The organism is Rhodococcus sovatensis, assembly GCF_037327425.1.
In the GTDB taxonomy this organism is placed as follows: domain Bacteria; phylum Actinomycetota; class Actinomycetes; order Mycobacteriales; family Mycobacteriaceae; genus Rhodococcoides; species Rhodococcoides sovatense.
The window spans coordinates 4,178,951-4,192,281 of record NZ_CP147846.1 but is presented as its reverse complement, the minus strand read 5'-3'; the positions used below and the strand labels follow the sequence as shown (position 1 = coordinate 4,192,281).

At 63.9% G+C, this 13,331-nt stretch carries 13 protein-coding genes; 11 read left to right on the top strand and 2 right to left on the bottom strand.

Features of this window, described 5'->3' with window-relative positions:
• Nucleotides 1-54 precede the first annotated feature (54 nt).
• From WDS16_RS19520 to WDS16_RS19505, 4 genes are read left to right on the top strand one after another with little or no spacing between them, the layout of a single operon-like run.
• Nucleotides 55-981, top strand: a complete 927-nt coding sequence (locus tag WDS16_RS19520) for an ABC transporter permease (protein ID WP_068379091.1) — start codon at nt 55-57, stop codon at nt 979-981.
• Entirely contained in the window at nt 974-1,936 is a 963-nt protein-coding gene (locus WDS16_RS19515) for an ABC transporter permease (RefSeq protein WP_338886961.1), read from the top strand. The genes WDS16_RS19520 and WDS16_RS19515 overlap by 8 nt, the downstream gene beginning before the upstream one ends.
• Complete coding sequence (locus tag WDS16_RS19510) at nt 1,933-3,648, top strand: ABC transporter ATP-binding protein (protein ID WP_338886959.1); 1,716 nt, start codon at nt 1,933-1,935, stop codon at nt 3,646-3,648. The genes WDS16_RS19515 and WDS16_RS19510 overlap by 4 nt, the downstream gene beginning before the upstream one ends.
• Before the next feature lie 28 nt (nt 3,649-3,676).
• Entirely contained in the window at nt 3,677-4,432 is a 756-nt protein-coding gene (locus WDS16_RS19505) for an oxidoreductase (RefSeq protein WP_338886957.1), read from the top strand.
• A gap of 371 nt (nt 4,433-4,803) precedes the next feature.
• Here WDS16_RS19505 and WDS16_RS19500 read toward each other — a convergent pair whose 3' ends face one another.
• The gene (locus tag WDS16_RS19500; protein WP_338886955.1) at nt 4,804-5,637 is read right to left on the bottom strand and encodes an HAD-IB family hydrolase; all 834 of its coding nucleotides are present in this window, start codon (nt 5,635-5,637) and stop codon (nt 4,804-4,806) included.
• A 323-nt stretch (nt 5,638-5,960) separates the two neighbouring features.
• Here WDS16_RS19500 and ssd point away from each other — a divergent pair, with 323 nt between their 5' ends.
• Genes ssd through WDS16_RS19465 form a run of 7 tightly spaced genes read left to right on the top strand, consistent with a single transcriptional unit; the run spans nt 5,961 to nt 10,554 of the window.
• Nucleotides 5,961-7,097 carry a septum site-determining protein Ssd gene (gene ssd, locus WDS16_RS19495; protein ID WP_338886953.1) on the top strand — a complete coding sequence of 379 codons (1,137 nt, stop codon included), beginning with the start codon at nt 5,961-5,963 and terminating at the stop codon, nt 7,095-7,097.
• A complete protein-coding gene (locus WDS16_RS19490; RefSeq protein ID WP_338886951.1) occupies nt 7,094-8,275 on the top strand; it encodes a TadA family conjugal transfer-associated ATPase in 1,182 nt (393 codons plus the stop codon). Before ssd ends, WDS16_RS19490 begins: the two co-directional genes overlap by 4 nt.
• Complete coding sequence (locus tag WDS16_RS19485) at nt 8,272-9,069, top strand: type ii secretion system integral membrane subunit (protein WP_338886949.1); 798 nt, start codon at nt 8,272-8,274, stop codon at nt 9,067-9,069. The genes WDS16_RS19490 and WDS16_RS19485 overlap by 4 nt, the downstream gene beginning before the upstream one ends.
• Entirely contained in the window at nt 9,066-9,644 is a 579-nt protein-coding gene (locus tag WDS16_RS19480; protein ID WP_338886947.1) for a type II secretion system F family protein, read from the top strand. Before WDS16_RS19485 ends, WDS16_RS19480 begins: the two co-directional genes overlap by 4 nt.
• 60 nt (nt 9,645-9,704) lie before the next feature.
• On the top strand, nt 9,705-9,905 hold the full coding sequence (locus WDS16_RS19475; protein ID WP_338886945.1) for a DUF4244 domain-containing protein: 201 nt from the start codon (nt 9,705-9,707) through the stop codon (nt 9,903-9,905).
• Nucleotides 9,906-9,925: 20 nt separating this feature from the next.
• Nucleotides 9,926-10,216: a TadE family type IV pilus minor pilin gene (locus WDS16_RS19470; protein WP_338893538.1), complete on the top strand. Its 291-nt coding sequence runs from the start codon at nt 9,926-9,928 to the stop codon at nt 10,214-10,216.
• Entirely contained in the window at nt 10,213-10,554 is a 342-nt protein-coding gene (locus WDS16_RS19465; protein WP_338886943.1) for an Rv3654c family TadE-like protein, read from the top strand. The genes WDS16_RS19470 and WDS16_RS19465 overlap by 4 nt, the downstream gene beginning before the upstream one ends.
• 136 nt (nt 10,555-10,690) lie before the next feature.
• On the opposite strand, the gene WDS16_RS19460 is transcribed toward WDS16_RS19465, so the two are convergent.
• Nucleotides 10,691-13,069, bottom strand: a complete 2,379-nt coding sequence (locus WDS16_RS19460; RefSeq protein WP_338886941.1) for a DEAD/DEAH box helicase — start codon at nt 13,067-13,069, stop codon at nt 10,691-10,693.
• Between the last annotated feature and the right edge of the window lie 262 nt (nt 13,070-13,331).

The following is a 13,331-nucleotide window of genomic DNA, read 5'->3' as shown; positions in this document are numbered from 1 at the left end:
CGCTCGAGTTCGACGCGGCGATGATGTCCACCTTCCTCCAAAGGAGGTGATCCGATGCTCTGGTACATCGGACGCCGAATACTTCAGATGATCCCCGTTTTCATCGGGGCGACATTCTTGATCTACGCCATGGTCTTTCTGCTTCCCGGCGACCCGATCGCCGCGCTCGCCGGAGACAAAGCCATCAGCCCGGCCGTCGCAGATCAGCTGCGCGCCCGCTACAACCTCGACCAACCGTTCATCGTGCAGTACTTGCTGTACATGAAGGGCATCTTCACTCTCGACTTCGGAATGTCGTTCTCCGGCAGGCCGGTCAGTGAAGTTCTTGCACAAGCCTTTCCGATCACGATCAAGCTCGCCGCCATGGCACTCGTGATCGAGGGGATCCTCGGCATCGGCTTCGGCCTCATCGCCGGCCTGCGCAAGGGCAAGCTGTTCGACAGCACAGTACTCGTGTTCAGTCTCGTGCTGATCGCAGTGCCGATCTTCGTCATCGGCTTCCTCGCGCAGTTCTTCATCGGAATCAAATGGGGCATCGTGCCGCCGACGGTGGGCGGTAATACGAGCTTCGTGAACCTACTGCTGCCGGCTTTCGTTCTGGCGTCGACATCGTTCGCGTATATCGTTCGCCTCACCCGCACGTCCGTGGCCGAGAATCTCAGCGCCGACTTCGTCAGAACCGCGACGGCGAAAGGTCTCTCGCGTCAGCGCGTGGTCAACACGCACGTACTCCGCAACTCGTTGATCCCGGTCGTGACGTTCCTCGGCACCGATCTCGCAGGTCTGATGGCCGGCGCAATCATCACCGAGGGCATCTTCAACATCAACGGCGTCGGTGGAACGATCTACCAGGCCGTCATCCGAGGCGAGGCACCGACGGTCGTATCGTTCGTGACCGTTCTGATCGTGGTGTATCTCGTCGCCAACCTCGTCGTCGACCTCCTCTACGCAGCGCTCGACCCAAGGATCCGCTATGCCTGAGCCCACCACACCCGTTACCGGACGCACGGTTCGGCAAGCGCGCTTCGTCGAACAGGACGAGGTCATCGATGTCAGTCAGACCGACGCCGTCAACATCGACGAAGCACCAGCCAGTATCTGGAAGGACGCCTGGCACAGTCTCCGCAAGCGTCCGATTTTCATCATCTCGGCTCTGATCATCCTCGCGGTCATCGTCGTCGCGGCGGTGCCGAGCTTGTTCACGAGCGCCGATCCTCGGTACTGCAACCTCGACTTCAGCATGCAGGGACCGCAGCCCGGTCACATCTTCGGATTCGACCGTCAGGGCTGCGACATCTACGCCCGTACGATCTACGGCGCCAGGGCGTCCGTGGTGACCGGTGTCGGAACAACGTTTCTCGTGCTCGTCATCGGAGTGTTGTTCGGTGCATTCGCTGGGTTCTACGGTGGATGGGCCGACTCGTTGCTCTCGAGGCTGACGGACATCTTCTTCGGTGTTCCGCTGATCCTGGCCGCGATCGTGCTGATGCAGCTGTTCACCGACCGCACCATCTGGACGGTCATTCTCGTGCTCGCACTGTTCGGCTGGCCACAGATGGCCCGCATCTCGCGTGGTGCAGTGTTGTCGGCGAAGAACAACGACTACGTCATGGCGTCGCGCGCACTGGGAGTGTCCAAGGTGCGCACGCTGATTCGACATGTCCTTCCCAACTCGATGGCACCGATCATCGTCGTCACGACCATCTCGCTCGGAACGTTCATCGTCGTCGAGGCGACGCTGTCGTTCCTCGGTATCGGACTCCCGCCGACCGAGGTCTCGTGGGGCGGCGACATCAGTGCCGCTCAGGTCACGCTGCGCCAAGGATCGACCATCCTGTTCTATCCCGCTGCGGCACTGGCGATCACGGTGTTGGGATTCATCATGATGGGCGACGCGCTACGTGACGCTCTCGACCCGAAAGCGAGAAAGCGATGAGCATCGAGCACGACGAGCACGAGCTGCCGCTCCTCGACATCAAGAATCTCGAGGTGTCGTTCCAGTCCAACTCCGGACCTGTGCCTGCTGTTCGAGGTGTGAGCCTGACGGTGTATCCGGGCCAGACCGTCGCTATCGTCGGCGAGTCAGGTTCCGGCAAGTCGACGACGGCACATGCCATCATCAATCTGCTTCCCGGTACCGGCACTGTGACGGCGGGCGAGATCTGGTTCGATGGCAAGGATCTGGCCAACGCCAAGGAGAAGGAGTTCGTCGACGTCCGTGGAAGCCAGATCGGTCTGGTCCCGCAGGATCCGATGTCCAATCTGAACCCGGTCTGGAAGATCGGATATCAGATCGAGGAAGCGTTGGCAGCCAACGGCATCGCCAAGGGCAAGGCCGCAAAGGCACGGGCGATCGAACTCCTCGACGAGGCGGGTCTGACGGACTCGGAGAAGCGCGTCAACCAGTACCCGCACGAGTTCTCGGGCGGTATGCGCCAGCGCGCACTCATCGCGATCGGGCTTGCAGCACGCCCGAAGCTGCTGATCGCCGACGAGCCGACCTCGGCTCTCGACGTGACGGTCCAGCGTCAGATCCTCGATCATCTCGAGGGTTTGACGAAGGAACTCGGCACCGCCGTTCTCCTCATCACTCACGATCTCGGTCTCGCCGCCGAGCGCGCCGAGCATCTGGCGGTCATGAGCAAGGGCAGGATCGTCGAATCCGGTCCGGCACTGGAGATTCTGCAGGACCCACAGCATCCCTACACCAGGAAGCTGGTATCCGCGGCGCCGTCGCTGGCCTCGCAGCGGTTGAAATCTTCGGTTGTGCGCAAGGATATCGTCGCGCATGCCAAGGAAGTGGCCGAGGAGGCAATCCCCGCGGAGACTTCCGACGGTTTCGAACCGAAAGACACCGTCCTCGTGGTCGACAAGCTTACGAAGCAGTTCACACTTCGTGGCTCGAGCCCGTTCAAGTCGACGGTGTTCACCGCCGTCAAGGACGTGTCGTTCGAAGTCGAACGCGGAACGACGACGGCGATCGTCGGTGAATCGGGGTCAGGTAAATCGACAGTGGCTCAGATGGTGCTGGGTCTGTTGGAGCCGACGGCAGGCTCGGTTCTGTTCGACGGCCGCGATGTCGTCGGTCTGAACCGCAAGGAAGCGTTCGCGTTTCGGCGTCGGGTGCAGCCGATCTTCCAGAACCCGTACGGTTCGCTCGATCCGATGTACTCGATCTATCGGACCATCGAGGAGCCTCTGCGGACCCATGGGGTCGGGACCAAAGCCGAACGCGAAGCTCGCGTCAGGGATCTGCTGGACAAGGTGTCGTTGCCGGCGTCGGTCATGCGGCGATTCCCAAACGAGTTGTCGGGCGGCCAGCGCCAGCGTGTTGCGATTGCTCGCGCGCTTGCATTGCAGCCGGAGGTCGTCATCTGCGACGAGGCCGTGTCCGCGCTCGACGTGCTCGTGCAGGCTCAGATCCTCTCGTTGCTGAACGATCTGCAGGCCGAGTTGGGACTGACGTACCTGTTCATCACGCACGACCTCGCCGTCGTACGGCAGATCGCCGACGACGTCCTCGTCATGCGCTCCGGTGAGATCGTCGAGGCTGCGAAGACCGACGAGGTCTTCGACAACCCGAAAGAGGAGTACACGCAGCGGTTGCTGTCGGCCATCCCAGGTGGATCCATTCCGCTGGGTGCCTGAGCGGGGCGAGGGGGTAGCGTCGACGTCCGTGACGGACCCCCTCGCACCGCTTCTGGAATTGCCCGGCATCCTCGACGCTGCTGAGCGCGCACGTGACGCTCTCGGCGGCGTTCACCGTCACAAAGCAAACCGCCGCGGATGGCCTGCCACTGCCGCGGAAGCCGCCGTTCGTGCGGCGAGGTCGTCGTCGGTGCTCGAGGGCGGTTCGATGGATTTCCCTCGCGAAGGTGAGGACGGCGATCCCATTCTGGCGGGATGCCTCCGTGTCGGTGCCGCACTGGACGGTGACGCGTTGCAGAACATGTTGCCGGTGTGGAAGCGTGCTCCGCTGCAGGCGCTCGCCCGGCTACATTTGCTTGCCGCGGCAGACCTGGTCGAGGATCACACGCTTCTCGGCCGCCCACGCGAGGCCGACGGCGTCGGCGAACGTCTCGACCTTCTGGCGCAGCTCGTCACCGGGGGAACATCCGCCCCGGCTCCAGTGATCGCGGCCATCGTCCACGGTGAGTTGTTGACCTTGAAGCCATTCGGCAGTGCTGACGGAGTCGTCGCGCGCGCCGCATCGCGGTTGGTGGCAACCTCGTCGGGACTCGATCCGCACAACCTCGGTGTCCCCGAGGTCAGCTGGATGCGCCGTCCGCAGATCTACCGCAGCGGTGCGGAGGGCTTCGCATCCGGGACCGCATCCGGGGTCGGCAGCTGGATCATGTACTGCTGCGGCGCGATCGAGGCCGGTGCAGTGGAAGCCACCTCGATTGCCGAAGCTGCAGGCGCTGACAAGTAAAAGTGTGACAAGTAAAAGGGCGGCGCCGCCGACCTGAGTCGACTTCGCCGCCCGTTAGCACGGACTATCCGGTTACCAAGCGTGCAAAGGTGGGCTGTGGCGATCTTACGATCGCGAGGCCTCGGCGTAGGTCCGGTGGAGTGGGAGGTCATCCCTGCAACCGGTGCAGGGTTCTTGCTGCCACTTCCCGGAACTCGCAGGCCCACAGCGCTTCTGCCCTGTCAGCGGCGCGCTCCGCGTGGGTGCCTGATGTCCGTGCTGGGAATCCTGGTCGGGAGAAACGAACCTTCTCTTCCGGTTCGAACTTGGCCTTCCGTTCTTCCGTACGTCCTTTGTACCCCGTGACGCCGCTCACATCAAGGGGGTGGGGGTCAGTGTTTTCTACGGAGTAGTCCGTAGGTGACCGCACCTGCGACCAGAGCGCTGAAACCGACTGCGGCACTAGCGGCTACGGTCGTACCGGACGGTGCCTGAATTCGTGAACGTAACGACACCGGGTTGGAGAACGTCAGAATCGGCCACCCGGCCGACGCTGCTTCCTTGCGTAGCGCTCGGTCGGGATTGACCGCGGTGGGGTGGCCGACCGCACCTAACATGGGTAGATCGGTGATGGAGTCCGAGTACGCAAAGCACTGCGTGAGGTCGTAATTACGGGCCTCGGCGAGGATGTTCATCGCCTCGACCTTTCCTTCGGCGTAACAGTAGAACTCGACGTTCCCGTTGTATCGACCGTTCTCGACTTCCATCCGGGTCGCCGTACTGATGTCGGCACCGAGGGCATCGGCAATGGGCCCGACGATCTCCTCGCCGGACGCCGACACGACGACTACGTCGTGGCCTCGAAGCTTGTGGTCTGCGATGAGGTCCGCAGCCTCGGCGAATACGAGTGGATCGACTATGTCGTGCAACGTTTCTGCAACGATCGAACGGACTTGTTCGACGTCCCATCCCGCGCACATGTTTGCGATGTGCGCGCGCATTCGCTCCATCTGATCGTGATCGGCACCGGAGAGCAGGAAAAGAAACTGTGCGTAGCTGCTCTTCAGGACGGCCCGACGGTTTATGAGGCCTTGATCAAAAAACGGCTTGCTGAAAGCGAGTGTGCTCGACTTGGCGATAATTGTCTTGTCCAAGTCGAAGAACGCTGCAATTCTTCCGGCCGGACGGGCGGATTCTCCGTCATCGATGCTGGCGCTGGTGGTCACGGTCTACAGGATAGAGGCCCGAGATGTCGCCCCGGGGCCGTGGCATGCAGAACAATGCGTGAATTGCCGAAAGTTGAACTTGCAAACGGTGCGTGCAGCGGGTGTAGTATCGATGCAGTCCGATTCGTTCGGACGTGTTCAGCCCGACCCCCCGGGGCTGAACCAGACGACCCTCGCCTCCTCCCCCCCTGGCGAGGGTCGTCCTCTTTTCTGGGTAAGCAATCTGGTACGCCCGTCCAGTAATTCATCCACATCCCTTCGGTTCATCCACATTTCGCAAATGCGTCTCGCATCGAGGCGAGGGCACGCCGAAGCTCTTGTGCATGGACATCGACCGAACCGAGCCGGGCAACGACCGACCATGCCTACTACTGACTGGTGACGCGCAGCTGCGGGCCGAGGTCTTCAGGGTGGCCGCAGCTGCGGATTGTGTTGTGCAAGAGCAGAACCTACCAGTCGGTAACCTCGATCGCGTAGACGCGACGTTGCGTCTGGACTGGGAGGATGCACGAATCGTCCTGCTCGACGCCGGTGCTGCCCGACATATAGAGACTCTCGGGCTGCCGCGCCGCAGCGGCGTCGTCGTGCTGGCCTCCGAGGACGCGACCGTCGATCACTGGCGCTCGGCCACTGCCGTCGGCGCGTCGCACGTCCTCGAACTGCCGGGTGACGAAGAGGCCCTGATTCGCCTTCTCGGAACCGACCTCGACGATGCTGCCACGGGCGGAGGTGTCATCGCGGTGGTCGGGGCGAAGGGTGGTGCCGGAGCATCGACCCTCGCCGCCGCCCTTGCATTGTCGGCGGCCTCGGCATCGGTCCGAACGCTGCTCGTCGACGGTGATTACTACGGTGGGGGCCTCGATCTGCTACTCGGATGGGAAGACACTCCTGGGTTGAGGTGGCCCGGACTCATCGTCGAAGCCGGCCGAATTTCAGGTGATGCTCTGCATCGGGCGCTGCCATCGCACGGCGACGCGGCGGTGTTGTCGGCTGGACGGGCCGCGGCGGGGCCATTCGCGGGCGGTTCGCGCGTCGTGTCGAGTGCTGCAGTCGTCGACGCAGGCCGCAGAGCCGGTGATCTGGTGGTCTGCGACGTTCCGCGGACACCTGGTCCCGAAACCGACGTCTTCCACGACGCTGCCGATCTCATTGTGCTCGTCGTGCCCGCGGATCTCGGCTCCGTGGCGGCTGGAGAGAACATCGCCGGGTATCTGACGTCCAGGAACTCGAACGTGGGTCTCGTCGTCAGGGGGCCCGCACCGGGAGGACTGAAGGTGGACGACATCGTCGAGGCACTGCAACTGCCGCTACTGGCAAGTATGCGGCCCGAACCCGGCCTTGCACGACGAGTGGAGAAGAGCGGCCTTCGGCTGGGTCGGCGTTCGCCACTGAAGTCGGCGGCCTCGGCCGTCCTCGACACATTCGCTCGCAAACCGCAGGTCGGACGGTGGGCAGCATGAGTGCGGTTGTCACCGGAGAACTCCTGGATCGGGTCCGAGATCGGCTTGCGGGTTCGATCGACGATCCGACGCCGAACATGGTTGCCGCCGCCATCCGCATCGAAGCAGGCGGAGTGCTCAGCGATTCGGACCTGCTCGGCGCACTACGGGTGCTTCAGACGGAACTGACCGGTGCCGGCCCGCTCGAACCGTTGCTCAGCGATCCCTCGGTCGCTGACGTTCTGGTCACCGCACCCGACGAAGTCTGGGTCGATCGGGGTGTCGGTCTGGAACGCACCGGAATACGGTTCGCCGACGAATCGTCGGTACGCAGACTGTGTCAGAGGCTAGCGCTCTCTGCCGGTCGTCGACTCGACGACGCGCAACCCTGGGTCGACGGGCAGCTGCCGGGCGTCGGGGACGGCACGTTCGGTGTCCGGTTGCACGCAGTCCTCGCCCCGGTCTCCCGAGGGGGCACCTGTCTGTCACTGCGTGTCCTCCGGCCGACAACGCAGGGTCTCGACGCACTTGCCCGTCGGGGAGCGATCGAACCGGAGGCGTTGGACCTGCTTCGTCGAATCATCGACGCGCGACTTGCCTTCCTCGTCGTCGGCGGGACGGGGGCGGGGAAGACGACGCTCCTCGCGGCGCTTCTGGGAGAGGTTCGCCCCACCGAACGAATCGTTTGCGTCGAGGACGCTGCCGAGTTGGCGCCGTCGCATCCACACGTCGTACGGATGGTTGCGCGCGCTCCCAACGTCGAAGGGGTGGGCGAGGTGACCGTTCGACAACTCGTCCGTCAGGCTCTTCGAATGCGGCCTGACCGGTTGGTCGTCGGTGAGGTGCGCGGCGCGGAAGTAGTAGACCTGTTGACCGCCCTCAACACCGGGCATGATGGCGGTGCCGGTACCATCCATGCCAATTCGCCCGCCGAAGTGCCTGCTCGCCTCGAAGCCCTTGCGGCACTCGGCGGAATGAGCCGAGAGGCTCTGCACAGTCAGCTCGGTGCAGCCGTGCAAGTCGTGCTTCACGTACACCGGGGCACCGACGGCCAGCGGCGACTCCGTGAGATCGCGGTCGTCGTTCCGGACGAGTCGGGCAGGGTTCGAGTCGCACCTGCGTGGACGTCGAGCGGCGTCACGCACTCGGAGAGAAAGCGGCTCGATGAACTGCTCGACCGTCGTACGGAGAACATATGACGGCGCTCGGGGTGCTTCTGTGGGCGACTGCGTTGCTGGCGTTGCCGGGGCGGAAGGTGCGGCTGTCGAGTCTGCGCAAGAAAAGGGTTGCACTTCGTATGGGAAAGCGCTCTCACACAGCGGTTCTTCTCCTGGGTGCGGCCGCGATCGCAATTGTTTTCGCGTCGATTTCAGGTGTGTACCTGATGTCGGCTGCGGGCATCGTGGCGGCAACGGTTTCTTTCAGGCGCCGTGCAGTCCGCCACCGCCGCGCACACGACACGGAAGTGGACTCGCTCGTCGCCGGGTTGGAGACAGTGGTCGGTGAGCTCGGCGCGGGGGCGCATCCGGCCGTCGCTGCGGGTGTCGCCGCGTCCGAGTGCTCGGGAACGGTAGCGACCGCTTTCGGAAGAGCCTGCGGCCGAGCACGTCTCGGCGGGACAGCGCACGACGGTTTGCGCGTTGCCGATTCGCCGGTGTCCGGAGAGCTCATGATCGTCGCTGCCGCCTGGCGTATCGCCGACGACCATGGGCTCGGCCTCATGGGTCTGCTCTCCGCAGCGCGAAGCGACATGCTTGCGCGCAGGCGATTCCGCACTCGAACACAGGCATCGCTGGCGGGCGCACGGGCGACGGGAACAGTCCTGGCGTGTCTGCCCGTCGTGGGCGTCGGACTGGGCCAGGCAATGGGGGCGTCGCCCGTACGGGTGCTGCTCGGTGGCGGCCTCGGCGGTGTTCTCCTCGTGATCGGAACCGCACTCGTCTGTGCAGGACTGCTGTGGACGGATGCAATCACCGACAGAGTGTGTCGATGATCGGGGTCGCGCTGATGTGTGTGGCAGCGGCGCTCGTTCTCGTCCCGCTCGGGACCGGTCCGCTCGACCGGGTGTTCGGTGCACGTCTGGCAGGGCCACGAGCCGAAGATCAGATACAGGTGAACGCCGATCCGCACGCCACCGCAACCACATTCGACATGATGGCCGCATGCCTGCGCGGCGGGCTTCCTGCCGGTGCGGCCGCGAGTGCGGTGTCCGCCATCGCCACTGGAACGGCGTCGATCGCCCTGCGCACAACAGCTGACCTACTGACTCTCGGTGCAACCCCGGACGCGGCGTGGGCGCCTGTAGCAGCGACGCCTGAGATCGAGTCACTTGCGCGTATGGCAGCCCGTTCGGCCCGATCGGGAGCGTCGTTCGCCGACGCGGTAGCCGAACTCGCCGAAGCCGAAAGGGCGCGGGCCGAGGACTCGGCAGCTGCAGCGGCCGAACGGGCAGGAGTGCTCATCAGCGGGCCGCTGGGACTGTGCTTTCTGCCGGCATTCATCTGCCTCGGAATCGTGCCGGTGGTAGTGGGATTGGCGGGGAACGTCCTGGGTGGGGGACTGCTGTGACGGTTCGACGATGCTTCCGGGGCGGGGCCGCCGTCTCGGAGAACGAGGAGGGGAAAAACAATGAGCACTGCGATTTCTCGGGTGAAGACTCGACTTCTGCTGGCAGTAGTGGAGGACGACGGGATGTCGACTGCCGAGTACGCGATCGGCACCATCGCCGCCGCCGCGTTCGGGGCGATTCTATACACCGTCGTGACCGGGAGTTCGATTGTCGATGCGTTGACGGGCATCATCGATCGAGCGCTCGCCACGTCTGTATAGCGGACGACGGTTCGGTGACGGTGGAGGCCGCGATCGCCTTGGCGTCCATCGTCACCGTCGTTGTCACGTGTATCGGGGCGATCTTGGCAGTGACGCAACATGTTCGGTGTGTCGACGCTGCGCGTGAGGCTGCCCGGTTGGTGGCTCGCGGGGGAGAGGTATCGGAGTTCTTGATGCCTGAAGGGGCTGTTGTCAGTGTCTCGGAGCGAGACGGTTTCGTGCTGGCGAGAGTGGAAGTGGGCACGGCGCTGCCGGGACTGACGGTGAGTGCGGAAGCGGTGGCGGCGGTCGAACCCGAGGCCGTGGAGTGAGCGCGAACGACGACGGAAGTGTGAGTGTCCTTGCAGCGTGCGCGTTGACGGCGCTGCTCGTCGTTGTGATCGCGGTGTTGCAGGTCGGTTCGGCGGTGAGCGGACGGCATCGGGCGCAGTCCACTGCGGATCTGGCCGCACTGGCCGCGGCGGGTGCGTTGGACCGAGGGGTGCCTGACGCGTGTGCCACTGCCGATACGATCGCCGAGCGGATGGGCGCTGCCATCACCTCGTGTGCGGTCGAGGACTGGGACGTTGTCGTCGAGGTGTCGATCACGCTGCCGCTCGGTCGATTCGGTGTCCGTGATGCAGTGGCGTCGGCGAGGGCGGGGCCGTAGTGGTTGCTGGTCGCCGGGAGCCGGTTTTCTGGAGCTAGGACCGTTTCTGCAAAGCTTGGACACCGGCTCGCGTCATAGCCGGTGTGCTAGCTCGGCAAAAGTGGTGCTAGCTCCCCCGCTGGCCGAACCTACTCGGTCATGAAGCGGCAGATCGAGACGACGCCGCATCGAGCACTATCTGCAGGACGATCACAGCCCCTCCCTTGTCCAGAGGGTCGTTGCCGTTCCCGCATTTGGGGGACTGCACACACGAGGGGCACCCGGTCGGACACTCGCACGAGGTGATCGCGTCCCTCGTGGCCTCCAACCACTCCACGATCGCTCGGTGGCCCCGGTCCGCGAAGCCCGCACCGCCGTCGTAACCGTCGTAGACGAACACCGTCGGGAGTCCTGTGTCTGGGTGCAGGGCGGTCGAGACGCCGCCGATGTCCCAGCGGTCGCATGTGGCGACGAGCGGAAGCAGGCCGATCGCAGCATGTTCGGCAGCATGCAGGGACCCCGGAAACCGCTCGGTGGGGATTCCGCGGTCGAGGAGCGTCTCCGGCGTGATCGTGTACATGACGGCGCGTGTGTCCAATGTCTGCTCCGGCATGTCGAGCTCGATCGAATCGAGAACTTCACCCGAATGCAGACGACGAAGGTACCCGACGACCTGGTGCGTGACGTTCACCTGCACAAGAGCGACCGTGACGTCGCCGAGAACTCGACTGGAATGAACTTCGGTGATCGCAATGTCGGTGGTCTCGCGTGCGGATGTGTGCCAGTCGGGGTGTTCGGCGTGAACGAGCGCAAGACCGGATTCCAGGTCCAGTTCGTCGACGACGAAGCTCTCGCCTTGATGAATGTGGACCGCGCCCGGATGGACTGTGGCCGGTGCCTTTCCAGAGTCGACTGTTCCGAGCATGCGTCCGGATTCACCGTCGACGATGGCGACCTGCGTGCCTGTTCCGCCGCGAATGTTCACCGATGCGTGCGGAGCATACTTCTGTCCCTCCGGCGTGATGAACCAGCCGTGCGGTCGCTTGCGTACGAGGCCGTCGGCTGCCAAGTTCTCGAGCACGACCTGTGCTTCGAGTTCCCCGGCCTCGTCATTGGTGATCGGTAGTTCCGCAGCAGCGCAGAGTAATTGGGGACCGAGCAGATACGGATTTTTCGGGTCGGTAACTGTCGCCTCGATCGGTTTGTCGAGCAGCGCCGACGGATGATGGACGAGGTAGGTATCGAGTGGATCGTCCCTCGCGACTAGCGTCACCAGCGAGCCTTCGCCGCGCCTACCCGAACGGCCGGCCTGCTGCCAGAAGGATGAAACCGTGCCGGGAAATCCTGCGACGACGACGGCGTCGAGACCCGCGATGTCGACCCCGAGTTCGAGTGCGTTGGTCGTCGCGACGCCGAGGAGCGTGCCGTCGGACAGGTTTCTTTCCAAGGTTCTTCGGTCCTCGGCCAGATATCCGGCGCGGTAGGCGGCAACTCGTGTCGCCAGATCACGATCGACGTCCGCGAGCAGTCGTTGCGTGCCGAGGGCGGTCACCTCCGCGCCGCGCCTCGAACGCACGAATGTCAGTGTGCGAGCGCCCTCGATCATCAGATCGGCCATGATGCGCGAGGCTTCCGCGCCCGCCGAGCGTCGCACCGGAGCACCGTTCTCGCCGGTGATCTCCTTCAGTAGCGGCGGTTCCCAGAGCGCGACGGTTCGCGGCCCGTGGGGCGAACCGTCGTCGGTGACCTCCTCGCACGGAGCTCCGACGAGTCGGGACGCGGCGAGGCCCGGGTTCGACGTCGTCGCACTTGCGAGGACGAACGTCGGATTCGCACCGTAGCGAGCGCAGATGCGACGCAGGCGCCGAAGTATCAGCGCGACATTGGAGCCGAAGACACCGCGGTAGTAGTGGCACTCGTCGACGACGACGAATCTCAGATTGCGCAGGAATCGTGCCCATCTCTCGTGCGCACCCAGAATTCCGATGTGAATCATGTCGGGGTTGGTGAATATCCATCGTGCATTCGCGCGCGCCCATTGACGAATCTCGGTCGGGGTGTCTCCGTCGTAGGCGCTCGGAAACACCTCGGCCAGTTCCGGTGCATCGCCGCGCAACTCGTCGGTGATCGAGATCGTACTGCGGAGTTGATCGGCGCCGAGCGCTTTGGTCGGGGCGAGATAGAGAGCGGTTGCGCGGGCGTCACCGAGCAAGCTGGAGAGGATCGGCATCTGGTATGCCAGAGACTTTCCCGACGCCGTTCCTGTTGACAGGACAACGTGATGACCGTCGTTGGCGAGAGTGGCTGCTTGGGCCTGGTGGCTCCACGGCACCGAAATTCCGCGAGACTGAAGTACGGCTCGTACTTCCGGCTTCAACCATGTTGGCCAGTCGGTGAATTGGGCCATGCGCGCCGGCAGCTCTGCAACGTGGGTGAGTGGGTGTTCACCGGAAGGGGTGCCAGCGAGTACACGGCCCAGAAGCGATCGTCCGTAGCTGGTGACGTGACCCTCGCTCGACGGATCCGGTTGGGTCACTGCTGCTCTCCATGATTCTGCTGACGTTGCCACGTGCTCTGGCGGGGGCCGCGACCTGCAGTTTTCATGCTATCGGTCCACCGGGTGCGCGGGCACAGCGGCCGGGTATCGACGCTGGCGGGGACGGGTGAACGATGCAACAGTCGTTGTCGCGATGTTTCAAGATCAACCGAATGTGCCGAAAACTCACTTTTCGACTGTTGGAAACGCCCAAGTCGTGGTTGACTTGAACTGGTCGCAGCTTCTGTGTTCGTTCTCACGC

Bases quoted from the DNA above. Each gene is read 5' to 3' on its own strand.
- WDS16_RS19510 (WP_338886959.1), top strand. From the start codon at position 1,933: ATGAGCATCGAGCACGACGAGCACGAGCTGCCGCTCCTCGACATCAAG.
- WDS16_RS19475 (WP_338886945.1), top strand. From the start codon at position 9,705: ATGAGCACTGCGATTTCTCGGGTGAAGACTCGACTTCTGCTGGCAGTA.
- WDS16_RS19515 (WP_338886961.1), top strand. From the start codon at position 974: ATGCCTGAGCCCACCACACCCGTTACCGGACGCACGGTTCGGCAAGCG.
- WDS16_RS19490 (WP_338886951.1), top strand. From the start codon at position 7,094: ATGAGTGCGGTTGTCACCGGAGAACTCCTGGATCGGGTCCGAGATCGG.
- WDS16_RS19480 (WP_338886947.1), top strand. From the start codon at position 9,066: ATGATCGGGGTCGCGCTGATGTGTGTGGCAGCGGCGCTCGTTCTCGTC.
- WDS16_RS19485 (WP_338886949.1), top strand. From the start codon at position 8,272: ATGACGGCGCTCGGGGTGCTTCTGTGGGCGACTGCGTTGCTGGCGTTG.
- ssd (WP_338886953.1), top strand. From the start codon at position 5,961: ATGGACATCGACCGAACCGAGCCGGGCAACGACCGACCATGCCTACTA.
- WDS16_RS19520 (WP_068379091.1), top strand. From the start codon at position 55: ATGCTCTGGTACATCGGACGCCGAATACTTCAGATGATCCCCGTTTTC.